22 protein-coding genes and 1 riboswitch are annotated in these 20,164 nt (G+C 54.6%); of the genes, 10 read left to right on the top strand and 12 right to left on the bottom strand.

Annotated features, from left to right (window positions below):
* Window positions 1-3: 3 nt before the first annotated feature.
* The gene (dapA, locus tag V8L73_RS05080; protein ID WP_027274003.1) at window positions 4-882 is read right to left on the bottom strand and encodes a 4-hydroxy-tetrahydrodipicolinate synthase; all 879 of its coding nucleotides are present in this window, start codon (window positions 880-882) and stop codon (window positions 4-6) included.
* Window positions 883-1,025: 143 nt separating this feature from the next.
* Between dapA and V8L73_RS05075 the strand changes: the two genes are divergently transcribed.
* Together V8L73_RS05075 and bcp are read left to right on the top strand one after the other, a co-directional pair.
* Entirely contained in the window at window positions 1,026-1,598 is a 573-nt protein-coding gene (locus V8L73_RS05075) for a glycine cleavage system transcriptional repressor (protein ID WP_027274004.1), read from the top strand.
* Window positions 1,598-2,068 carry a thioredoxin-dependent thiol peroxidase gene (gene bcp, locus V8L73_RS05070; protein WP_027274005.1) on the top strand — a complete coding sequence of 157 codons (471 nt, stop codon included), beginning with the start codon at window positions 1,598-1,600 and terminating at the stop codon, window positions 2,066-2,068. The genes V8L73_RS05075 and bcp overlap by 1 nt, the downstream gene beginning before the upstream one ends.
* Before the next feature lie 85 nt (window positions 2,069-2,153).
* Here bcp and V8L73_RS05065 read toward each other — a convergent pair whose 3' ends face one another.
* On the bottom strand, window positions 2,154-3,221 hold the full coding sequence (locus V8L73_RS05065) for an AI-2E family transporter (RefSeq protein WP_027274006.1): 1,068 nt from the start codon (window positions 3,219-3,221) through the stop codon (window positions 2,154-2,156).
* Window positions 3,222-3,547: 326 nt separating this feature from the next.
* Between V8L73_RS05065 and V8L73_RS05060 the strand changes: the two genes are divergently transcribed.
* The 3 genes from V8L73_RS05060 (at window position 3,548) to V8L73_RS05050 (ending at window position 5,819) form a co-directional block, all read left to right on the top strand.
* Window positions 3,548-5,014 (top strand): M48 family metallopeptidase, encoded by a 1,467-nt coding sequence (locus V8L73_RS05060; RefSeq protein ID WP_347254271.1) that lies wholly within the window; start codon window positions 3,548-3,550, stop codon window positions 5,012-5,014.
* Window positions 5,015-5,029: 15 nt separating this feature from the next.
* On the top strand, window positions 5,030-5,380 hold the full coding sequence (arsC, locus tag V8L73_RS05055; RefSeq protein ID WP_347254270.1) for an arsenate reductase (glutaredoxin): 351 nt from the start codon (window positions 5,030-5,032) through the stop codon (window positions 5,378-5,380).
* Between the two features lie 142 nt (window positions 5,381-5,522).
* Window positions 5,523-5,819, top strand: coding sequence for a hypothetical protein (locus tag V8L73_RS05050; RefSeq protein WP_134388995.1), 297 nt, complete (start codon window positions 5,523-5,525; stop codon window positions 5,817-5,819).
* Here V8L73_RS05050 and V8L73_RS05045 read toward each other — a convergent pair.
* From V8L73_RS05045 to upp, 6 genes are all read right to left on the bottom strand, one after another.
* Window positions 5,813-7,192 (bottom strand): hypothetical protein, encoded by a 1,380-nt coding sequence (locus V8L73_RS05045; RefSeq protein WP_347254269.1) that lies wholly within the window; start codon window positions 7,190-7,192, stop codon window positions 5,813-5,815. The two genes, V8L73_RS05050 and V8L73_RS05045, sit on opposite strands and share 7 nt — an antisense overlap.
* Before the next feature lies 1 nt (window position 7,193).
* The gene (locus tag V8L73_RS05040; RefSeq protein ID WP_347254268.1) at window positions 7,194-8,675 is read right to left on the bottom strand and encodes a DKNYY family protein; all 1,482 of its coding nucleotides are present in this window, start codon (window positions 8,673-8,675) and stop codon (window positions 7,194-7,196) included.
* A gap of 76 nt (window positions 8,676-8,751) precedes the next feature.
* Window positions 8,752-9,441, bottom strand: a complete 690-nt coding sequence (gene hda, locus V8L73_RS05035; RefSeq protein WP_036023581.1) for a DnaA inactivator Hda — start codon at window positions 9,439-9,441, stop codon at window positions 8,752-8,754.
* A gap of 111 nt (window positions 9,442-9,552) precedes the next feature.
* Entirely contained in the window at window positions 9,553-10,827 is a 1,275-nt protein-coding gene (locus V8L73_RS05030; RefSeq protein ID WP_051155623.1) for a uracil-xanthine permease family protein, read from the bottom strand.
* A 199-nt stretch (window positions 10,828-11,026) separates the two neighbouring features.
* Window positions 11,027-11,926, bottom strand: coding sequence for an endonuclease/exonuclease/phosphatase family protein (locus V8L73_RS05025; RefSeq protein WP_027274013.1), 900 nt, complete (start codon window positions 11,924-11,926; stop codon window positions 11,027-11,029).
* 107 nt (window positions 11,927-12,033) lie between these two features.
* Window positions 12,034-12,660: a uracil phosphoribosyltransferase gene (upp, locus tag V8L73_RS05020; protein ID WP_027274014.1), complete on the bottom strand. Its 627-nt coding sequence runs from the start codon at window positions 12,658-12,660 to the stop codon at window positions 12,034-12,036.
* Between the two features lie 312 nt (window positions 12,661-12,972).
* Here upp and purM point away from each other — a divergent pair, with 312 nt between their 5' ends.
* The 4 genes from purM (at window position 12,973) to V8L73_RS05000 (ending at window position 16,086) form a co-directional block, all read left to right on the top strand.
* Window positions 12,973-14,010 carry a phosphoribosylformylglycinamidine cyclo-ligase gene (purM, locus tag V8L73_RS05015; protein ID WP_027274015.1) on the top strand — a complete coding sequence of 346 codons (1,038 nt, stop codon included), beginning with the start codon at window positions 12,973-12,975 and terminating at the stop codon, window positions 14,008-14,010.
* Window positions 14,010-14,645, top strand: a complete 636-nt coding sequence (gene purN, locus V8L73_RS05010) for a phosphoribosylglycinamide formyltransferase (protein WP_347254267.1) — start codon at window positions 14,010-14,012, stop codon at window positions 14,643-14,645. Before purM ends, purN begins: the two co-directional genes overlap by 1 nt.
* Before the next feature lie 139 nt (window positions 14,646-14,784).
* On the top strand, window positions 14,785-15,336 hold the full coding sequence (gene speG / locus V8L73_RS05005) for a spermidine N1-acetyltransferase (protein WP_261831220.1): 552 nt from the start codon (window positions 14,785-14,787) through the stop codon (window positions 15,334-15,336).
* A gap of 126 nt (window positions 15,337-15,462) precedes the next feature.
* Window positions 15,463-16,086: a TetR/AcrR family transcriptional regulator gene (locus tag V8L73_RS05000; protein WP_347254266.1), complete on the top strand. Its 624-nt coding sequence runs from the start codon at window positions 15,463-15,465 to the stop codon at window positions 16,084-16,086.
* A 139-nt stretch (window positions 16,087-16,225) separates the two neighbouring features.
* Here the strand turns inward: V8L73_RS05000 and V8L73_RS04995 are convergent, their stop codons facing one another.
* Together V8L73_RS04995 and V8L73_RS04990 are read right to left on the bottom strand one after the other, a co-directional pair.
* The gene (locus V8L73_RS04995; protein ID WP_027274019.1) at window positions 16,226-16,429 is read right to left on the bottom strand and encodes a hypothetical protein; all 204 of its coding nucleotides are present in this window, start codon (window positions 16,427-16,429) and stop codon (window positions 16,226-16,228) included.
* Window positions 16,430-16,519: 90 nt separating this feature from the next.
* Window positions 16,520-16,858 (bottom strand): hypothetical protein, encoded by a 339-nt coding sequence (locus V8L73_RS04990; RefSeq protein WP_347254265.1) that lies wholly within the window; start codon window positions 16,856-16,858, stop codon window positions 16,520-16,522.
* A gap of 269 nt (window positions 16,859-17,127) precedes the next feature.
* On the opposite strand from V8L73_RS04990, the gene epd reads away from it, so the two are divergent.
* Window positions 17,128-18,186, top strand: coding sequence for an erythrose-4-phosphate dehydrogenase (gene epd, locus V8L73_RS04985; RefSeq protein ID WP_051155624.1), 1,059 nt, complete (start codon window positions 17,128-17,130; stop codon window positions 18,184-18,186).
* Between the two features lie 63 nt (window positions 18,187-18,249).
* Here epd and thiD read toward each other — a convergent pair whose 3' ends face one another.
* Together thiD and thiM are read right to left on the bottom strand one after the other, a co-directional pair.
* Entirely contained in the window at window positions 18,250-19,047 is a 798-nt protein-coding gene (thiD, locus tag V8L73_RS04980; protein WP_347254264.1) for a bifunctional hydroxymethylpyrimidine kinase/phosphomethylpyrimidine kinase, read from the bottom strand.
* Complete coding sequence (gene thiM / locus V8L73_RS04975; protein ID WP_347254263.1) at window positions 19,044-19,856, bottom strand: hydroxyethylthiazole kinase; 813 nt, start codon at window positions 19,854-19,856, stop codon at window positions 19,044-19,046. The genes thiD and thiM overlap by 4 nt, the downstream gene beginning before the upstream one ends.
* A 33-nt stretch (window positions 19,857-19,889) precedes the next feature.
* Window positions 19,890-19,988: riboswitch (TPP riboswitch) on the bottom strand.
* Window positions 19,989-20,164: the final 176 nt, after the last annotated feature.

Raw genomic sequence — 20,164 nt, 5'->3', positions numbered from 1 at the left:
AATTTAGAGCAAACCGGCAGACGTCAAAGCCTGCTCGACGACCGGACGCGCCTGCTGAGCCAGCGGCGTCATGGGTAGACGCAGCGTATTTTCAGCAATCAGGCCCAAGCGATAACAGGCCCATTTGACCGGGATCGGGTTAGCTTCAACAAATAGCTTCACGTGTAAAGGCATCAGCCGCTGATTAAGACCGCGCGCTTCGGCAAAGTTCCCTTCTGCCGCCAATTTGCACAGCAGCGCCATTTCGCGCGCCGCCACGTTGGCCGTTACAGAGATAACGCCGTGGCCGCCCAGGTGCATAAAGTCCAGAGAGGTTGCGTCATCGCCGCTAAGCAGTTTAAAGTCGTTGCCCACCAGCGCCTGAGTCTGTGAAACGCGGCTCAAATTGCCGGTTGCGTCCTTCAGCGCCACAATGTTGGGGATTTCCGCCAGGCGAGCAACGGTTTCAGGCAGCATATCGCAGCCCGTACGTCCCGGCACATTATAGAGGATTTGCGGCAAATCAGTATGTTCGGCAATCGCTTTAAAGTGCTGGAACAGGCCTTCCTGAGTCGGCTTGTTGTAGTAAGGCGTCACGGACAGGCATCCCACGACGCCGGTGCCGTTGAAATGTTCCGTTAGCAGAATGGCTTCGGCGGTCGCATTAGCGCCAGTACCGGCAATTACCGGGATACGCCCGTCCGCCAATTCCAGCGTCATTTTGACGACGTCGACGTGCTCGCTGTGATTCAACGTGGCGGACTCTCCGGTCGTGCCTACGGAGACGATGGCGGCAGTACCGCTAGCCACATGATAATCAACCAATTTTTTCAAACTGGCACGGTCAACAGATCCTGTTGAATCCATCGGTGTTACCAGCGCAACCATACTCCCCGTAAACATAAGCGATTCCCCTTTATAAACATAACAAACATGGTACTTTTGACTCATAGCGAAAAGCAAGTCACAACATCACTCTAACGGCTTGTCTGGGTGATTTTTTTATGTTTACCATAGTACCACCCATTTTAGGTTGGAATTTTAACGTGCCACAACAATCTGAACACTATCTCGTCATTACCGCATTGGGCACGGACCGCCCCGGTATTGTGAACACCATTACACGGCACGTCAGCAGCTGTGGATGTAATATTGAGGATAGTCGTCTGGCACTGCTGGGAGAAGAGTTTACCTTTATCATGCTGCTGTCGGGCAGTTGGAACGCGATTAGCCTATTGGAGTCAACGCTTGTACAAAAAGGCGTCGAGCTCGATCTGCTGATTGTGATGAAACGCACAACCCAGCATCTTCGCCCTCCCATGCCGATGACAATGTGGGTAAAAGTAGAGGTAAAAGATTCTCCCCATATTATTGAACGGTTTACCAACCTGTTCGATTCGGCGCAGACCAACATTGCGGAGTTGATATCCAAGACCAGTATTTGTAAAGAAACCAATACCCCGATGCTGGGTATTGAAATGACGCTACATAGCGCCTTAACCGGCAACCATGACGATCTTGAGCAACGCTTTTATCGCCTATGTGCAGAACTTAACGCACAGGGCAGTATTAACATAGTCATCAACCCACAGCATGAACAAAAGGATGGAAACTCGTGATAAATCCATTAAAAGCCGGTGATATCGCCCCTGAATTTACACTCCCGGATCAAGATGGTGAAGATATCAGTCTCAGTGATTTTCAAGGGCAAAGAGTACTTATCTACTTTTATCCCAAGGCGATGACGCCCGGCTGCACCGTGCAGGCGTGCGGACTGAGGGATAACATGGATGAGTTTAAAAAACTGGGCATTGACGTACTTGGCATCAGTACCGACAAGCCTGAAAAACTGTCCCGCTTCGTTGAGCGCGACCTGCTGAATTTTACGCTGCTGTCAGACGAAGAGCATAAGGTCTGCGAACTGTTCGGCATTTGGGGTGAAAAGAGCTTCATGGGCAAAACCTATGACGGTATTCACCGCATCAGCTTTCTGGTCGGCGTCGACGGCAAGATTGAGAAAGTGTTTGACGATTTTAAAACCAACAACCACCATGACGTCGTTCTGAACTATCTGAACGGCAAGGGTTAACTGACTCAAGAGCGGCCGTTTCATCAGGGGAAACGGCCGCTAACCTTCCGGGCGTTGCGCTCAACCCCGCCTTTTTCTCATTACGTTAATTCAGATTCTCGGCTATCAGGTCGTCCGGCCAGACGTGCATAACCGCCTTCACCAGCGTAGCCAGAGGGATAGCAAAGAAAACGCCCCAAAAGCCCCACATGCCGCCAAAAATAATCACCGAAAGAATAATCACCAGCGGATGCAGGTTAACCGCCTCAGAAAACAGAAGCGGCACCAGCAGGTTGCTGTCTAAGCCCTGCACCACCAAATAGGCGATAAACATCGTCCAGAAATCGGGGCCAACGCCCCATTGGAACAGCGCGACAAACAGCACAGGGATCGTCGCCAGCACCGCGCCGATATAGGGCACCAGCACCGCCACGCCGACCAGCACCGCCAACAGCAGCGAATAGCGCATCCCCATCGCCCAAAACACCAGATAGGTCGCCACGGTCACGATAACGATTTCCACCACCTTGCCGCGAATGTAGTTGGTTATCTGCTGGTTCATCTCCAGCCAGACCTTGCCGGCTAACCCACGGTTTCTGGGCAGAATGCGGCGCACGGCATAAATCATCTGCTTCTTATCCTTGATAAGAAAGAAAACCATCAGCGGAACCAGAATCAGATAAATGGCCAGCGTCAGCACCCCCATCAGGGAGGCCACCGAGTACTTCACCACCGAATCCGCTACGCCGCTGAGCTTTGAGCGCAAGTTTTCGGCTATCAGGTCGATAATGCCGGCGTCAACCAAAGCGGGATAGCGCGCAGGCAGGGTGGCGGCGAAGTCGTGCAGGCGATTAAGCATCTTGGGCAGGTCCGTCAGCAGGTTAACCCCCTGCTGCCAGGCGGCAGGTACGATAAACACCACGGTTGCAAACATGACTCCGCCAAACAGCACTATTACGCCGCCTGCGGCCAGCCCTCGAGAAACGCCCATGTTTTGCAGCTTGGTAGTCGGCCACTCAAGCAGATAGGCAATCACTATCGCTATCAACAGAGGCGCTAAAATATCGCTGAAAAAATAGATAATGCCGAACCCGACCACCAGAATAATCAGCAGCGCCACCGCCTGCGGGTCGGAGAAGCGCCGGCGATACCAGCGCAGCAACATGTCCAGCATAAACAACCTCCGTTAGAACCAAACGCCGACGGGACCGCCGCAGGTTTGGCCGAAATAACCGCCCCCTCTTTCGGCTTAACAAGAGATGCGGAAACGTAAATCCAGTGGGACAAAACGCCGCTGTCGTTGTCTATCTGTTAACGAACGGCGGTTTTATAAAACAGTAGGCTATAATAGCAATAAATTTCAGCCGCACCGACAAGAATTAAAGCCTAAAAACAACGGGATTTTGACGGTGTCTTCAGGCGCCCGCCGGTGGTAAAGTGACGCTTGGCTGCATTGCACAATGTTGAACGGTACGAACAACTTCAGGAATGAATAGCGCTATGTCCATCAGCTTTCGTAAACCCTTACTCGTTACCCTACTGGGCAGCGCTCTGCTGTGCGGCCCGCTTACCTCCGGCATGGCGGATTCGCCGAACGACCTTCCCGATATCGGCACTACCGCAGGCGGGACGCTCAGCATCAACCAAGAGCTGCAGATGGGCGACTTTTATCTTCGCCAGCTGCGGGCAGGCGCGCCGCTGATTTACGACCCGCTGTTGACCACTTACGTCAACGGTTTGGGCCAGCGCCTGGTATCCAAAGCCGATTCGGTGCGTACGCCGTTTCACTTCTATTTAATTCAAAATGACGAAATCAACGCATTCGCCTTTTTTGGCGGCAACGTTGTGCTTCACTCTTCGCTATTTAAAGAAACCGACAACGAAAGCCAGCTGGCTTCGGTCATGGCGCACGAAATTTCCCACGTGACTCAGCGCCACCTGGCCCGCGCAATGGAAGAACAGCAGCGAAACGCCCCGCTGACCTGGGTCGGCGCGCTGGGCTCCATCCTGTTGACGATGGCCAACCCACAGGCGGGCATGGCCGCGCTCAGCACCACCATCGCCGGCACGCAGCAGGGCATGATCAGCTTCACGCAGTCCAACGAACAGGAAGCGGACCGTATCGGCATTCGTGTGCTGCAAAGGGCCGGATTCGATCCGATGGGCATGCCGGACTTTATGCAAAAGCTGGCGGACAAATATCGCTACGCCAGCAAGCCGCCGGAAATGCTGCTGACTCACCCGATGCCGGACTCTCGTATGTCCGACACCCGAAGCCGCGCAGCCCAGATGGGGCGCAGGATCGTCGCATCGTCTCAGGACTACCTGTTCGCTAAAGTGCGCGTTATGGGCATGTATGGCAGCATGGGCGGCCTGAACCAGTACGTTCTGGACGACTATAAAAAAGGCAACTCGCGCGAGCAGCTTGCCGGCCGCTACGGGCAGGCCATCATGGACTACAAGTCACAGCAGTACGACGCGGCGCGGACAACCATTCAGTCCCTGCTTAGCGCCCAGCCCAATAATCCCTGGTTCCTGGATCTTGCGACCGATATCGACCTCGATCAAAACCGAGCGCCGGCCGCCGTCAGCAGGCTGGAGCAGGCAATCAAAAGCCAGCCCAATAACCCGGTACTACAGATTAACCTGGGCAACGCCTACATTGAGGCAGGGCAGTCGGCTAAAGCGTCAACCCTGCTCTATCGCTATACCTATGCCCACCCAGACGATCCAAACGGCTGGGAGCTTTTAGCCAAGGCCTGCGCAGGCCAAGGGCTGCGCGATGAAGAGTTGGCGGCTCGCGCCGAAAGCATGGCGCTGGTAGGCCGCTTAGACCAGGCGATTGAGATGCTCAGCACCGCCAGCGCCAGCGTATCAACCGGCAGCCTGAAGCAGGCGCGTTACGACGCCCGCATTGACCAACTGCGCCAGCTACAGCAGCGCTTTAAACAGTATTCAAAGCAGTAAGAACAGGAGAATTCAATGTCTAACAAAGTGACCATTTACCATAACCCACGCTGTGGGACCAGCCGCACAACGCTGGCGCTGCTGGAGGAAAAAGGCATTACGCCTGAAATCAATCTGTATATGGACACCCCGCCGGAAGCCAAAACGCTTAAAGGACTTTTAACCAAGCTCGGCTTTAGCTCCGCTCGCCAGCTGATCCGGACCAAAGAGGATCTGTATAAAGAGATGAATCTGGCGGACGCCTCCGAACAGGCGCTTATCGACGCGATGGTCCAAAACCCCAAACTGATTGAACGCCCGATCGTTATCGTTGGCGATAAGGCGCGCTTAGGACGCCCGCCCGAGAAGGTATTAGAGATTCTTTAAGCTTTCTTCGCGCCGTCAGGGATGAACATGAAAAAAAACGTTTTTCGCCGCGCTGTCGTTTTTCATCGCCGTCGGCGCGCAGGCCGCGCCGACGCTGGATAAAACGCGGCTGTTTACCGAACTGGCCGACGAATGCCGCAGCGTGCAGCTACAGGGATGGCAGCATCCGGCGTTGGCGGTTTTTGAGCACTACGCCATCACCGTCACGTCAGCACAGCTGTGCAATACCGGAGAGTATCCCATCTTTTACGTCAGCCTGAAGTACGATCCGCAGGGACAGACGCAGGACTTTTATCAGCCGTTTTATCAGGCGATGAAAGAGGCGCTGAATGGCAAGCCCTTCGCGATGGTTTCTGACCTGGATGAGATGGCGATTAGCGTATCTTACGATGCGCAGGGGAACGTAAATACGGAGTTTGAGCGGTATCAGGCTCAGTAATATTCCCAAGCCGTAGCCTTGTAACCTTTTACATCTTTAGGCGAAAACGCCCCATCTCGTCCCCTGTAGGAACCCTCTACGGTAATAAGTTCCTTATTTTCAATTCTTACATTTTTCGGGCTGGCGGTTTCATAGCGATGCAGCTGACCATAGTCGTCCAATATATAAACGTAGCGCTCGTCGTGAGCAAAGATGCCTTCAGGACGTTGAGAGTTGGTTAATACGACTAACGGGCCTGACGTAACAAACGATAAGACCTCGCCTGTGCTATATGTGAAGTCTGAGTGCCGAATAACATAACCATAGCGCTTCCCGCTATTAATACGCTTATCAATGATCAAATCCGGCTTGTCCAACGTAATGACCTTCATCTGCTCTTCACCAAACTTGGTCCGCATCACTGCATACAGACGATCCTGATATTGCGCGATCCGATCGGTAATCAAACGAAACCGCTCAGGATCGACGTTCGACAGCGTTTCAACAACACAATCGTCGCCCCTTGCGGTAGCGCGCTGCTTTCGCCACGTCACTTTATCGACGCGAATATCAAACGGCTTGCTGCAGTCAATCGGCTTTTGTTCGGCGAGAACTATGCTCTCTTTTCCTTTGCCGAAAGGAAAACGCTTAACGCCGTTTTTATCACGATAAACTAAAAGCTCATTGGGCATCCAACGGATAATCTCGAAAGAATCTGGCTCGGCGTCAATCGATTCGCCGTTAATAAAGATCCCTGTATTAGTCCGAGCGATAACGTCGAAAGTCCCCTGAGAAGCACTTAAATCGTAAAAAAAGCCGCGCTGACGCCACGACTTTTGAGCCAATGCGGTAAACCCATGTGCGCTCCCCTGCCAACGGCCCTTAACATAGAGACTGCGCCCGTCAGTCAGCATGGTGGTGTTATTCGCCACGGCCTTAAGGTTTTCCATATTCACGCGTTTTTTGCCGACGTTATCATCGGTACGTACGCCGTCAAAATAGAGACTATCTTTATCGGCGGCAAATCGCCCAAAGGCACGAAAGCTGGCGACGTCAACGGCAGGGGCATCAACCTGATTTCTGACAATTTTTCCCGCCCGAATCACGTAATGGCCGTTAGTGATATAGCCATAATAGAACTCCCCGTACTCGTTAGAAAAATCCTTCAAACCTCGCCACGTTAGCTTTTCTTCCGGTATGGATATGTCGACATTCCTCAACTTATTCCAGCTTTCATCCCAATTAATTTCAGGCAATGTGGCGATAATGACATATCCTCTGGCCTCATAAACTGCGACATTCCCTCCCTGCTGCCTGGAATAGCTATAGGTTTCGGCACGAGCGGAAAAAACGGCTATTAGCAGTGCCGCTATCCATAATAAGCGTCTAAACATACTAATCATTTCCGTTCCCCTGTTGCCCCACGGGCGTCAGCACGCCGTTGTTGTCATAAACGCCCTCTATTGTGGCTAAATAGGCGTGCTTTTTGGAACGCTCATAGCTATATCTAAAATCTGTCTCAAAAACTCGGGCTGCCGCCGGATCGGCGGTTTCATACCGGTAAAGCTGGAAGCCGTCAAAGATATAAACATAGCGATCGTCTCGGGCGAACCATCGCCCCGCATAGCCATCTTCATACGCAAGTCGCTCACCGTTGTCTTTATTTAAAAGAACCAGCGGTCCGTCAGTCTCAAACGAGATAAATCCCGTTTGAACGAGACCTTGACGCCATTCAGTGAGTAAGTAGCCATGCTTTTTCCCGGCGTTGAATCGCCTATCTATAATCAGGTTTGTATCGTCCAGCGTAATGACGTCAAGCCGAGCCTCGCCAAACTCGGTTTTATCCACTACATACAGGCGATCCTTATACTGCGCCACAACATCGCTAATTGGCTGAAATAGCTCTGGATCAAGACCTGGAATATCTTCCATTTGGCATGTTCCCTGCACCGTCGGGCCACTTTTTCGCCACGTCACTCTGTCTTCCAGCGCGTTAAAAGCGAGTGAACAATTTTCTTTAGCCTGCGTTCCTGCATCGGAGTGGCCGAAGGTATAGCGCCTGACGCTGCTTCCATCTTTATAAATAAGCAATGAATTAGGGATCCAACGAACAATCTGGAAGGTTTTGGGGTCGGTATCGAGGAGCGTGCTGTTAACGACAACCCATTTATCAGTACGAACAATAGCGTCAAAGTTTCGGGTGGTAAAAAAGCCACATCCTCTGTCGCGAGGATAGAATTTTCCACGCTGATCCCACTTTTTCTTTCCAACAATGGCAAAGCCTGTGGCTTTTCCTAACCAGCGCCCGCTAAGATAGAGGTTATTTCGATCTCTTAGCAATTCCGTATTGAACTGTTGAAAAGGCCGATATTCCTCTTCACTACCGCCAGCCCGCTCCAGCGACGCCATATCCACGCGTTTTTCGCCCACGTTGTCATCGGTACGCACGCCGTCAAAATAGAGGCTGTCTTTATCGGCGGCAAAACGCCCAAAAGCGCGAAAGCTAGTCGCATCAACCTTCGGCTTGCCCTTAGGATTACGCAATACTTTTCCGGCCCACACGACATAGCGACCATCGGTATGATAAGAGTAAAGTTCGACGTCGCCGAGCGCTGTCCCGACAGCGATATCAGTCGTTAGATCTGATAGAGGTGATTCTTCTTTTGCCGACAGATCGGCAATCCTACGCAGTTGGCCATATTTCACGTCGGGTAAACGAGAAATAAGCGCTTTTTGATCCCGAAAAACTTCGACGTATATCGTTCCACTACCACGTTTTTGATAATGATACTCAGGGTCCGGTCCCAGCGAACAGGCCGTCGACGGTGCGGAAAACAGCGACAATATGAATATATAGAATGTACAGAGCCTGAACATGGCATTATCTTCCCTATGCAATTACTTTGCGCTCTTTATCCCTGCGCCTTTACTCAATCGCGTTAAAAAATGCGCCCTACAGCGCCAGCGCCTCTTTCACAAACGGAATAGTCAGCTTGCGCTGCGCGCTAATGGAGGCGCTGTCGAGCCTGTCCAGCGTATTAAACAGCGTCCGCGTATCTCGATCCAAGCGTTTGAGCAGAAAGCGGCCGACGTCTTCCGGCAGCTCGAAGCCGCGCAGCCGGGCGCGCAGAATAAGCGCCTGCAGCTTATCTTCGTCCGACAGCGGGTGAAGGCGGTAGATTTGCCCCCAGTCGAGGCGGGAGGCGAGGTCCGGCAGCGTTAAGTTGAGCTGGCGCGGCGGGCGATCGCCGCTTATCAGCAGCCGGGTGGCGCCCGTTTCCAGAATGCGGTTATAGAGATTAAAGATCGCCATTTCCCAGGCCTCGTCTCCGGCGATGCAGTCGATGTTGTCGATGCACACCAAAGAGAGCTGTTCCATGCCTTCAAGCACTTCCGGCACGAAGTAGGCGCGCTTGTCCAACGGCACGTAGCCGACGGCCAGCCCCTTCAAGGAAAGCTCACTGCAGGCGGCGTTGAGCAGATGCGTCCGCCCTCCCCCTTCTGAGCACCAAAAATAGATATAGGTGCTGTGCTCCTGCTCTAGCGCCGCGTGGACAGCCGACAGCAGAGCGCCGTTTTCCCCAGGATAAAAGCTGGCGAAAACCTCATCGTCAGAGAGATAGAGCGGAAAAGAAAGCTGCATAGACGAGTTCAGAAAGGCCTCAGTAAAAACGGATCGACGATCCTTTCATTTTATCACAGCAGGATCCGGAAAACGAACCGGCGACGAAGGGATCGCCGCCGGCTCTCGCCGTTAGTGCGCGGAGCCGCTTGTACCAGAGCTTGCCGGCGCCTTAGGCAGGATCAGGTTCAGCAGGATGGCGATAACGCCACACAGGCTAATTCCCTGTAAAGAATACTGCCCGAAGTTAAACACCATGCCGCCAATGCCGAACACTAGTACGATAGAGACGATGCACAGGTTGCGCGCTATCGACAGGTCGACGCGGTTTTTAATCAGAATGTTGATCCCGACCGCCGCGATCGATCCAAACAGCAGCACCATGATCCCGCCCATTACCACAGAAGGAATGGTGTTCAGGAAGGCGCCAATCTTGCCGATAAAGGACATGCACACCGCCCAGCAGGCGGCGAAGGTCATAACCATCGGATTGAAGTTGCGCGTTAGCGTTACCGCACCGATAACTTCCGCATAGGTAATACACGGCGGCCCGCCAAAGCAGGCTGCAACCGACGTTGCAAGACCATCGCCGCCCAGCGTACGGTGCAGGCCGGGATCTTTCGCGTAGTCCTTGCCGGTCACCGAGCTTATCGCCATGATGTCGCCCACGTGTTCAATAGTCGGCGCGATAACCACCGGCAGCATGAACAGAATCGCCTGCCAGTGGAACTCCGGCGCGGTGAAGTTCGGCACGGCGAACCACGGCGCGTCCAACACCGGCTGGAAGTTAACGATCCCCATCGCCAAGGCGACCAGGTAGCCAACGACGATACCAGACAGAATAGGGATAAGGCGGAAAATACCCTTCGCCCATACGGCCACCAGAAGCGTCGTCAGCAGCGACAGCATGGAAACCATCAGCGCTGCGCTGTAGTCGGCCAGAATAACCGACCCGCCGTCACCGCTTTTTCCCAACGCCATGTTGACCGCAGCCGGCGCCAGCGTAAGGCCGATAATCGCAATCATCGGGCCGGTCACCACCGGCGGCAGCAGGATCTCAATAATTCGAGAGCCGCGTAGCTTAATCAGCCCGCCAAAAATCATGTACATCACGCCTGCGGCAAACAGCCCGCCCATGGTCGCAGGAATACCCCACGTCTGAACGCCGTAGCTAATCGGCACGATGAACGCAAAAGAAGACGCCAGAAAGACCGGCACCTTTCCCTTAGTGCAAAGTTGAAACAGAAGCGTGCCCACGCCGGCGGTAAACAGCGCCACGTTGGTGTCCAGCCCGGTTATCAGCGGAACCAGAACCAGGGCGCCAAATGCGACAAACAGCATCTGCGCGCCAACCAGAACGTTTTGCCAGGTCGGAGCCTGAGTGCCGGCTATAGTCGGCTGTTGCATAACGTAAACCTCTAATCTGAATGATGATATAAGCGCCCGCAAAGCGTCGCGAGCGTACCTTGCCCGTAATTCGTTATTGTTGCTTCCTTTTTACCGATCGACGACCGGCCGTTTGTTCGCTTCCGATGCGCATTTTGAAGCCGTGTCCATAAACTGCGGCCATAAATATGGGCGATCGTATCGCCCATATCTCAGTGCCTTATTGCTCAGTCATCCTGAGCTCTGCCACGATAGGCAGGTGATCGCTTACCGAAGGCCAGTTAACGCCGGCCCATTCACCGTTCGCATTCGGGATGGTAACGTTGTCCAGATGCCAACGCTGAGCGTTGCCGGTAAAAATATAGTCGACTTTTATCTCGGCGTTTTCCGCAGGCCAGCTGCGGCCGTCTTTATCCGCCGGCTGAATGTCGTTCCAGTAACGACCAAGCTCACGCCAGGTTACGCTTCCGGGAACGTCGTTCATATCGCCGAACAAAAGCTTGATGCCTCGGATCTCAATAGTGCGATCGTTAAGCTCGCGCACCTGATCCAAACGCATCGCGGGATCTTCTTTGGTGTCCAGATGGGCGTTCACCACGGTTATCGGCGCGGCGAAGTGCGGCACCTCAACCTTCGCCACAAAGGCGATCCGCTGTTCGCGTTGGCCGGAAGGCAGTGGGTAAATCACCGTATCCTTAATAGGATACTTTGACAAATAGGCCAGACCGTATTCACCGCCGTCAAAGTCAATTGCACGGCCAAACGCGCCGTACATCCCCGTCAGCTTCATCAGCTCGGCCAGCTGATCGACCTTGCCGCTGCGCGCCGTCAGCTTGTCCACTTCCTGAAGCGCAACGATGTCGACGTTCATCGCACGGATGGCGACGGCGATGTCGGACATCTTGCTCACCTTACCGGCAGCGATGTTAAACGACGCCACTTTCAACACCGGCGCTTCTTGCAAAGAAAAGGTTTTATTGGTGATGCCGCCCAGTGCGCTCGCTACTTCACGGCTGTTGACGTTGCTGTTGGCGTTGCTGGTCGGCGCTTCTTTACTCCATACCGGCGCGGCAAGCGCCAGCGTCAGAGCTGCGGCTAAAAAACTGTGATATCGAGACATTCGAAACCCCTTATCTGTCAAGCCTGATTAGGCGCCAACCCTAACGTTGACGCCGTAAGCACGTCCCTGTCGAAAGGAGGCTGCGGCTTAAAAAACCGCTACCCGTATTACTTGGTACCGAAGATCTTATCGCCGGCGTCGCCAAGGCCCGGAATGATATAGCCTTTGTCGTTCAGGCCCTGATCGATAGAGGCGGTATACAGCTCTACGTCAGGATGCGCCGCTTCCAGCGCCGCAACGCCTTCCGGCGCGGCAACCAGCACCAGTACCTTAATAGAGTGACAGCCCGCCTTCTTCAGCAGATCAATCGTTGCAATCATAGAGCCGCCGGTCGCCAGCATCGGGTCAACCACCAGCGCCATGCGCTCTTCAATGTTGGAAACCAGCTTCTGGAAATAAGGCACCGGCTTAAGCGTTTCTTCATCGCGATATACGCCGACGACGCTGATGCGCGCGCTAGGCACGTGCTCCAAAACGCCCTCCATCATGCCCAGGCCCGCACGCAGGATAGGAACGACGGTTATCTTTTTGCCTTTAATCTGATCGATTTCAACCGGGCCGTTCCAGCCGTTGATAGTCACTTTTTCGGTTTCTAAATCTGCAGTTGCCTCATAGGTCAGCAGGCTGCCAACTTCTGACGCCAGTTCACGAAAGCGCTTGGTACTGATGTCTTCTTCACGCATCAGGCCCAGCTTGTGCTTAACTAACGGATGGCTAACTACTACGATCTTCATTTTTATTTTCTCCCCTGCTGCGGATGGCGCACGTCGTTCTCAAAAAAATCGGTAAATTATACCTCATAACGACGGGCAAGAGATCGTCAAATGCATGATTAAGATCATAAACGGTTACAGCTTGCTCGAATAATGAAATACTGATTACTAAATGGCCACACGGAAAAGCGCCCGCCAGACCCGGCGCCTTGGCCTGATTTGCTAGCCCAAATAACAGGAGCAAACGATTGCTTTCCCTGATAGAATAGCGCCGCTTTGCGAAACATTATTTACCAATGTATAGCCTACAGATACCTTCCAGGGGATCCCGAAGTGACTGAGAAAACTTCCTTAAGTTACAAAGACGCCGGCGTGGACATCGATGCCGGCAATGCATTAGTCGATCGTATTAAAGGCGTCGTCAAAGAAACCCGCCGTCCGGAAGTGATGGGCGGCCTCGGTGGATTCGGCGCGCTGTGCGCTCTGCCTAAGAAGTACCGTGAACCCGTGCTGGTTTCCGGCACCGACGGCGTCGGCACCAAGCTTCGCCTGGCGATGGACCTTAAGCGCCATGACACGATCGGGATCGACCTGGTAGCCATGTGCGTCAACGACTTAATTGTTCAAGGCGCTGAACCGCTGTTTTTCCTGGACTACTTTGCAACCGGCAAGTTAGACGTCGATACCGCAGCCCGCGTCATTACCGGCATCGCCGAAGGCTGTAAGCAGTCCGGTTGCGCGCTGGTAGGCGGCGAAACGGCGGAGATGCCCGGCATGTACCACGGTGAAGACTACGACGTCGCCGGTTTTTGCGTCGGCGTGGTCGAGAAGTCCGAAATTATCGACGGCAGCCGAGTTTGTGAAGGCGACGCGCTGATTGCGCTGGCCTCCAGCGGCCCGCACTCCAACGGCTATTCGCTGGTTCGCAAGATTCTTGAAGTCAGCAAAACCGACCCTCAGGTCGCGACGCTTGAAGGCAAACCGCTGGCCGACAGCCTGCTGGCGCCCACCCGTATTTACGTCAAGTCCATCCTGTCTTTGCTTGAGCACGTCGACGCTAAAGCCATCGCCCACATTACCGGCGGCGGCTTCTGGGAAAACATTCCCCGCGTTCTGCCCGCAGGAACGCAGGCCGTGATTGATGAAGCCAGCTGGCGCTGGCCTGCGGTCTTTGACTGGCTGGCGAAAGCGGGCAACGTCGAGCGCCGCGAAATGTACCGCACCTTTAACTGCGGCGTAGGCATGATTATCGCGCTGTCGCCGGAGCTTGCCGACGACGCCGTTGCCCGCCTGAACGCGTCCGGAGAAACCGCTTGGAAAATTGGCAAAATTCAGGCGTCCAACAGCGATGAGCGCGTGGTGATCCGCTGATGAAACGGATCGTCGTTTTAATTTCCGGCAGCGGATCCAACCTTCAGGCGCTGATTGGCGCCTGCGCCCGCAGCGAAATTAACGGCCGCATTTGCGCGGTCTTCAGCAACGTCGCCGACGCCTATGGGCTGACGCGCGCGCGCCAGGCCGGGATCGCTACCGAAGTGGTCGAACCCGGCGGGTTTGCCGACCGCGCCGCCTACGACGCCGCGCTGGCGGACGCCGTCGACGCCTATCGCCCGGACCTCGTGGTGCTGGCAGGCTACATGCGCATCCTGAGCCCAGCATTCGTCAACCGCTATGCGGGCAGGCTGCTCAACATCCACCCTTCCCTGCTGCCGAAATATCCCGGCCTGCACACCCACCAGAGAGCGCTGGAAAACGGCGACGCCGAGCACGGCGCGACCATCCACTTCGTCACCGAAGAGCTCGACGGCGGCCCCGTCGTTCTTCAGGCCGCCGTTCCGGTGCTTGAAAACGACACGGAAGAGACGCTCGCCAAGCGCGTTCAGGCGCAGGAGCACCGCATCTATCCGCTGGTGGTGAGCTGGTTTGTCGACGGGCGGCTCACCATGCGCGACGGCAAGGTTTGGATGGATGGAGAGGCGCTGTCGGCTCAGGGATATCAGCTTTAAATAGCACAAGGCGGTCGATTTTCTTGGCCGCATTCCTACAAACGCCCCTTGCCCTCCCACCAAAAACCCGACTAAGCTAGTTAACGGGCGCCCCGCGCGCTCGTTTTTAACAATGCGATTATATTCCTATGGAGTTCCCATGTCGGGCCACAGTCCCCTCGTTACCCTGCGCCCTCTTGAGCGCGAAGATTTAAGGTTTGTCCACCAGTTGGATAATAATGCCAGCATCATGCGCTACTGGTTCGAAGAGCCGTACGAAGCCTTCGTCGAGCTGTCGGACCTGTACGACAAGCACATTCACGATCAGAGCGAGCGCCGCTTTATCATTGAAGCCGCAGGCCAGCGCGTCGGGCTGGTTGAGCTGGTGGAAATCACCCACGTTCACCGCCGGGCGGAGTTCCAGATAATTATCGATCCGGCATTTCAAGGCCAAGGCTATGCCAGCGCGGCCGCCCGCTCGGCGATGGACTACGCCTTCTCGGTGCTCAACCTGTATAAGCTGTATCTGATAGTCGACAGGGAAAATGAAAAAGCCATCCACATTTACGCCAAGCTGGGCTTTGAAATCGAAGGCACGTTAAAGCACGAGTTTTTTATTAACGGAGAGTATCGTGACGCCATTCGTATGTGCATTTTCCAGCATCAGTATCTGGCAAAGTTAAAAGGCCGCCCCGCGCAAAATTCGTACTAATAAGTACGTAAAACGGCCGATAACGCGCTATTTTTCGAATTTAGTTTTTATTAATCAATAAACTAAGGGGAATTGCATAGCAGAACGAATGCTGTTCTAATGACACGACATTCGCGAGGTATTTACATGCGCCCATCGACAAAGCTAAAACAGCAAAAAATTATTAAGGCCGCCAGCGATCTTTTTCTTGAGCAAGGATATACCCAAACCAACCTGGATCAGATTATTGAGCGCTGCGGCGGTTCCAAGCAGACTATTTACAGCTATTTTGGCGACAAGCGCGGCCTGCTGACCGCCGTTATCGGCCTAAGCATTGAGCACGTCGCCGCCGTTTTCAACTTTCGTCATGATGATGACAAAACGCTGGAACAGCAGCTGGTGCAGCTTGGCTGCAACTTTCTAAGCACCATCCTTCAGCCCTGCATGGTCAATACCTATCGCCTGCTGCTGACGGAGTCTTTTCACGACAAAGAGCTGGGCGAATTCTTTATTACCCAAGGCCCGGGCCGCGTTTCACGCTATCTGGAATCGTTTCTCAAAGGCTACATGGACCGCGGCGAGCTGATTCAAACCGACCCTCATCTGGCCTGCGACCACCTGATCAACCTGATTAAGTGTAATCTGATGCAGGACGCGCTGTTCGGCGTGCCCGCGCCGTCGGAAGAAGAGATCGACCTCCATGTGCGCCAGGCCGTGCGCTGCTTCCTTTATGGATATCAAGCCTGCCCAGTCAATGAAGAAACGGGATAACCTAACCCTTACTGCTGTCGCCGATAAAAATCTGACCGCCGTGTTCTATCACATGCGCGGCCATTGCGTAACTGCCTATTCACAGGAAGGAATTTACGTTGCCGAACTCTCTACCGCGCTTTTTGAGCGGTAGACAACGCTATCGACACCCCATCGCGCCGCCGTCCGTCGAACCGTCTCGCATTCCCTGCTCCCGAACCCGCTCCATTCGCCGATCGCGCCTGTACTCTCCCGTATCGGCGTCGCGTTTGTAAATAGGCAAAGGCTCCCTGACGTCGCATCCGCTTTGATAAGTTCCACATCCAACCAGCGGCAGCACGACGGCACATAGCATCCACTTCATACGGCTTCTCCCTTGAAATTAATTTACAAAGGTAACTATATGAATCCACTTGTTTCTGTTCAACCCTATTTTTTATGCGTGATCAACCGGCTACATGCATCCCGCACAGCTGGTGCAGCGCCAGTCCTGCCGGTTAATTTCTTGATAAAATTGACGAATAAGCGGTTCTTCAATGGGTATGTCGTTTTCGGCAAAAAAATCCGCCAGCCACTCCAAATTTTCCAAAATCCAGTCGTCTTCCTTCAGGCCGTCGGCAAACAGCTCGTTATCGGGATCCATGATGTCATATATGCCGTAGGTGCCCATGTCTTTGTCACGCAGGCGTTCAGGGAGGAGGATGGGGATTCCGTTATAGGTAATTTGCCACTCGCCGTGGCACAGCAGGTTGCCGGAGCGGCTCCAGCGGGCGGTAAAGAGGTTTGTATTCATGACGTTTACTACATGTAAAGAACAAAAAGCGCTATCTAAAGCGGCGCTGATTATGAAGCAATAATCGGAGGCGACGGCAAATTAAGTTCGAAAACGCGTTGAAAAAAGCACATTCTGTTCATCCAACGCTACATCGCCGTCAACATTTGCGCATGATCTTTTACTATTAAACGCCTTTCGGAAGGCTTTTTCCCTTACTCCATTGTGTTATTCTGCCAATCCGGCATGACAACAGGGCTGAACGGCCCCAAGTACCTATAAGGAATAACATGACCCTTCGAATCGCCATTAACGGCTTTGGCCGCATTGGCCGCAGCGTTTTGCGTGCGCTTTACGAATCCGGCCGGAATAGGGATATCAGCGTCGTCGCCATTAATGAACTGGCCGAGCCTAAGGGAATGGCTCACCTGCTGAAATATGACTCAACCCACGGTCGCTTCGCCCGGAACGTCCGCCAGGAAGGGAAGATGCTGTGGATTGACGATGACGCCATCCAGCTGTTTCATCAAAAAGAGATCGCCAATCTGCCGTGGAAGTCCCTTAACGTCGACATCGTGCTGGACTGCAGCGGCGTATTTGGCAGCCGGGCCGACGGCGAAGCCCACATTGCGGCCGGCGCCAAAAAGGTGCTGTTTTCACACCCCGGCGGCAACGACCTCGACGCAACGATTGTCTACGGCGTCAACCACGCTATTCTTCGCGCGGAGCACCGCATCGTATCCAACGCCTCCTGCACGACCAACTGCATTATTCCCGTCATCAAGCTGCTGGACGACGCTTTCGAAATCCGTTCGGGTACGGTGACCACTATCCACGCCGCCATGAACGACCAGCCGGTAATTGACGCCTACCACAAGGATCTGCGCCGCACCCGCGCTGCCGGACAGTCGATTATCCCGGTGGATACCAAGCTGGCGGCGGGCATCACCCGCATTTTCCCCAAGTTTTGCGATCGCTTCGAGGCGATTTCGGTGCGAGTTCCTACCGTTAACGTCACCGCCATCGACCTGAGCGTCACGTTGGAAGTGCCGGTCAACGTCGGCGACGTTAACCGCCTGCTGGAGCACGCCGCCAACAATGCGCTTAACGGCATCGTTGACTATACCGAGCTGCCGCTGGTTTCTACCGATTTCAACCACGATCCGCACAGCGCCATCGTCGACGGAACCCAAACCCGCGTCAGCGGCCAGCATCTGGTGAAAATGCTGGTGTGGTGCGACAACGAATGGGGATTCGCCAACCGCATGCTGGATACCGCATGGGCGATGAGCAACTGCGATAAGGCGCTGCGTCAAAGCGCGCCAGTGGAGAAAGAGGCTCAGGCCTGACGGTCTTCATATTCTCGTTAGAAAAAGCATCGGGCGCCTTAGCGCCCGACCTTCATTCAACGTTCACCACCAGCGATAAAAGTGATGAACCGGCCCAATGCCGCCGCCAACCTCCAGCGAATCCGCCGCTACAAGCGCGCCCTGCAAATAGGCCTTCGCCGCTTCGACCGCCTGCGGCCAGTCGTCACAGCGAGGACGTAATGCCGCCAGCGCGGCCGACAGCGTACAGCCAGTGCCGTGAGTGTGGCGAGTCGCTACCCTCGGCGCGGTAAAACGTTGGCTTCCCTGCGGCGTTATCAGCCAGTCCGGGCTTTCGGATTCACTCAGGTGCCCGCCTTTCATCAGCACTGCTTTACACCCCATGGCCAGCAGCGCTTCTCCCTGCTCCAGCATTTCACGCTCGCTTGCAGCCTGTGCGCATTCAAGCAGCGCGGCGGCCTCCGGCAGGTTTGGCGTAATCAGAGACACTGTCGGCAGCAGGCGCCGACGAATGGCCGCCACCGCTTCCGGCGCCAGCAGCGGATCGCCGCTCTTGGCAACCATCACGGTATCCAGCACAACAAAGGGGATATCGTAGCGTTCCAGCGCGTCGGCGACGGTATGCACAATGTCAGACTCCGCCAGCATGCCTATCTTGGCGGTATCAATTCTGACGTCGTCCAGCACGGAACTCAGCTGGGCGGAGACAAACGACGGCTCAATGCGGTAGACGGACTGCACGCCCCGCGTATTCTGCGCCACCAGAGCCGTCATTACGCTGGCGCCATAGGCCTCCAGCGCTGAAAAGGCCTTCAAATCCGCCTGAATGCCCGCCCCGCCGCTCGGATCGGTACCGGCAATAGTCAGTGCGTTAATTCTCATACCGTCATCTCCTCTAGCCGCTGCGGCCTAAGCTGATAAAACAAATCCAGAAAGCGCGGCGTAAAGCTGCCCGGCCCATCGACCTCAGCCGCCGCAATGCCGCCGCAGGCGGCCATCACCATGCAGGCAGATGCCGCCCGTTCCAGTCGCCGCTCTTTGCTGGCGGCGATAAACGCCGCCACCGCGGCGGACAGCGCGCAGCCGGTGCCGACCACGCGGGTCATCATCGGGGAGCCGTAGGGTACAGAGTAGGTCAAATGCCCGTCGGTGATATAATCAACGTCGCCGGTTACGGCCACCACCGCTCCCGTCTCCTGCGCCAGCGCTTTCGCCGAAGGCAGCGCGGTGAAGGACGCATCAGCGCTGTCGACTCCCCTCCCACGGGCGGCGCTTCCCGCCAGAGCCATGATTTCAGAGGCGTTGCCGCGAATAACGGCAGGCCCTTGCGCTATCAGCTCCCGGCAAAACGCCGTGCGGTAGTGCAGGCCCCCGACGGCAACCGGATCGAGCACCCAGGGAACGCCGGCTCGATTGGCCGAGGCGACCGCCAGCGTAATGGCGTCTTTCTGTTCGTCATGCAGCGTCCCTACGTTGACCAATAGCGCGTCGGCAATGGCGGCAAATTCAGCGACCTCCTGCCGGGAAACGACCATCACAGGGGAAGCGCCGAGCGCCAGCAAAACGTTGGCGGTAAAGTTCTGCACTACCTGATTGGTCAGGCAGTGTATGAGCGGCGCTTTCTTACGCAGCAGGGAAAGAGAATCGGCGGCAATCGCGCCGGAAAGAATAACAGGGTCAGATGAGGTCATAAGGCTCCCAACCGGCGAGAAGAAGACAGGTCCGTTGGGAAACGGTGACTTCCCTACGCTGGCATAATCCAGATCAGGTAATACGGGTGATATCTCAGCCGCGCGTTAAGCGAAGCACCCCGAGTCAGAAGGTCATTATTCGACGAATTTTCGTTTGGGTCAAGGTGCCAAAAAGGCGCAGCCGCAGGCGCTCAAATGAAGTGGAACATTGCGGAAGATAAAAAATAATTGATTAAAAAAAGGGGAATTGGTGTTCTTTTGTACAGATTTGTAAGGTCGACACAACTGATAATATTGCTTGAGCTATA

Origin of the sequence: Leminorella grimontii (assembly GCF_039789245.1) — a bacterium.
In the GTDB taxonomy this organism is placed as follows: domain Bacteria; phylum Pseudomonadota; class Gammaproteobacteria; order Enterobacterales; family Enterobacteriaceae; genus Leminorella; species Leminorella grimontii.
This window is presented reverse-complemented; position numbering and strand designations above follow the sequence as displayed.

What these genes read in the sequence shown, in the direction of transcription:
- dapA (WP_027274003.1), bottom strand. Translation starts at nt 882, where the DNA reads ATGTTTACGGGGAGTATGGTTGCGCTGGTAACACCGATGGATTCAACA.
- V8L73_RS05065 (WP_027274006.1), bottom strand. Translation starts at nt 3,221, where the DNA reads ATGCTGGACATGTTGCTGCGCTGGTATCGCCGGCGCTTCTCCGACCCG.
- V8L73_RS05060 (WP_347254271.1), top strand. Translation starts at nt 3,548, where the DNA reads ATGTCCATCAGCTTTCGTAAACCCTTACTCGTTACCCTACTGGGCAGC.
- arsC (WP_347254270.1), top strand. Translation starts at nt 5,030, where the DNA reads ATGTCTAACAAAGTGACCATTTACCATAACCCACGCTGTGGGACCAGC.
- V8L73_RS05045 (WP_347254269.1), bottom strand. Translation starts at nt 7,192, where the DNA reads ATGTTTAGACGCTTATTATGGATAGCGGCACTGCTAATAGCCGTTTTT.
- V8L73_RS05040 (WP_347254268.1), bottom strand. Translation starts at nt 8,675, where the DNA reads ATGTTCAGGCTCTGTACATTCTATATATTCATATTGTCGCTGTTTTCC.
- hda (WP_036023581.1), bottom strand. Translation starts at nt 9,441, where the DNA reads ATGCAGCTTTCTTTTCCGCTCTATCTCTCTGACGATGAGGTTTTCGCC.
- V8L73_RS05030 (WP_051155623.1), bottom strand. Translation starts at nt 10,827, where the DNA reads ATGCAACAGCCGACTATAGCCGGCACTCAGGCTCCGACCTGGCAAAAC.
- V8L73_RS05025 (WP_027274013.1), bottom strand. Translation starts at nt 11,926, where the DNA reads ATGTCTCGATATCACAGTTTTTTAGCCGCAGCTCTGACGCTGGCGCTT.
- upp (WP_027274014.1), bottom strand. Translation starts at nt 12,660, where the DNA reads ATGAAGATCGTAGTAGTTAGCCATCCGTTAGTTAAGCACAAGCTGGGC.
- purN (WP_347254267.1), top strand. Translation starts at nt 14,010, where the DNA reads ATGAAACGGATCGTCGTTTTAATTTCCGGCAGCGGATCCAACCTTCAG.
- speG (WP_261831220.1), top strand. Translation starts at nt 14,785, where the DNA reads ATGTCGGGCCACAGTCCCCTCGTTACCCTGCGCCCTCTTGAGCGCGAA.
- V8L73_RS05000 (WP_347254266.1), top strand. Translation starts at nt 15,463, where the DNA reads ATGCGCCCATCGACAAAGCTAAAACAGCAAAAAATTATTAAGGCCGCC.
- V8L73_RS04995 (WP_027274019.1), bottom strand. Translation starts at nt 16,429, where the DNA reads ATGAAGTGGATGCTATGTGCCGTCGTGCTGCCGCTGGTTGGATGTGGA.
- V8L73_RS04990 (WP_347254265.1), bottom strand. Translation starts at nt 16,858, where the DNA reads ATGAATACAAACCTCTTTACCGCCCGCTGGAGCCGCTCCGGCAACCTG.
- epd (WP_051155624.1), top strand. Translation starts at nt 17,128, where the DNA reads ATGACCCTTCGAATCGCCATTAACGGCTTTGGCCGCATTGGCCGCAGC.
- thiD (WP_347254264.1), bottom strand. Translation starts at nt 19,047, where the DNA reads ATGAGAATTAACGCACTGACTATTGCCGGTACCGATCCGAGCGGCGGG.
- thiM (WP_347254263.1), bottom strand. Translation starts at nt 19,856, where the DNA reads ATGACCTCATCTGACCCTGTTATTCTTTCCGGCGCGATTGCCGCCGAT.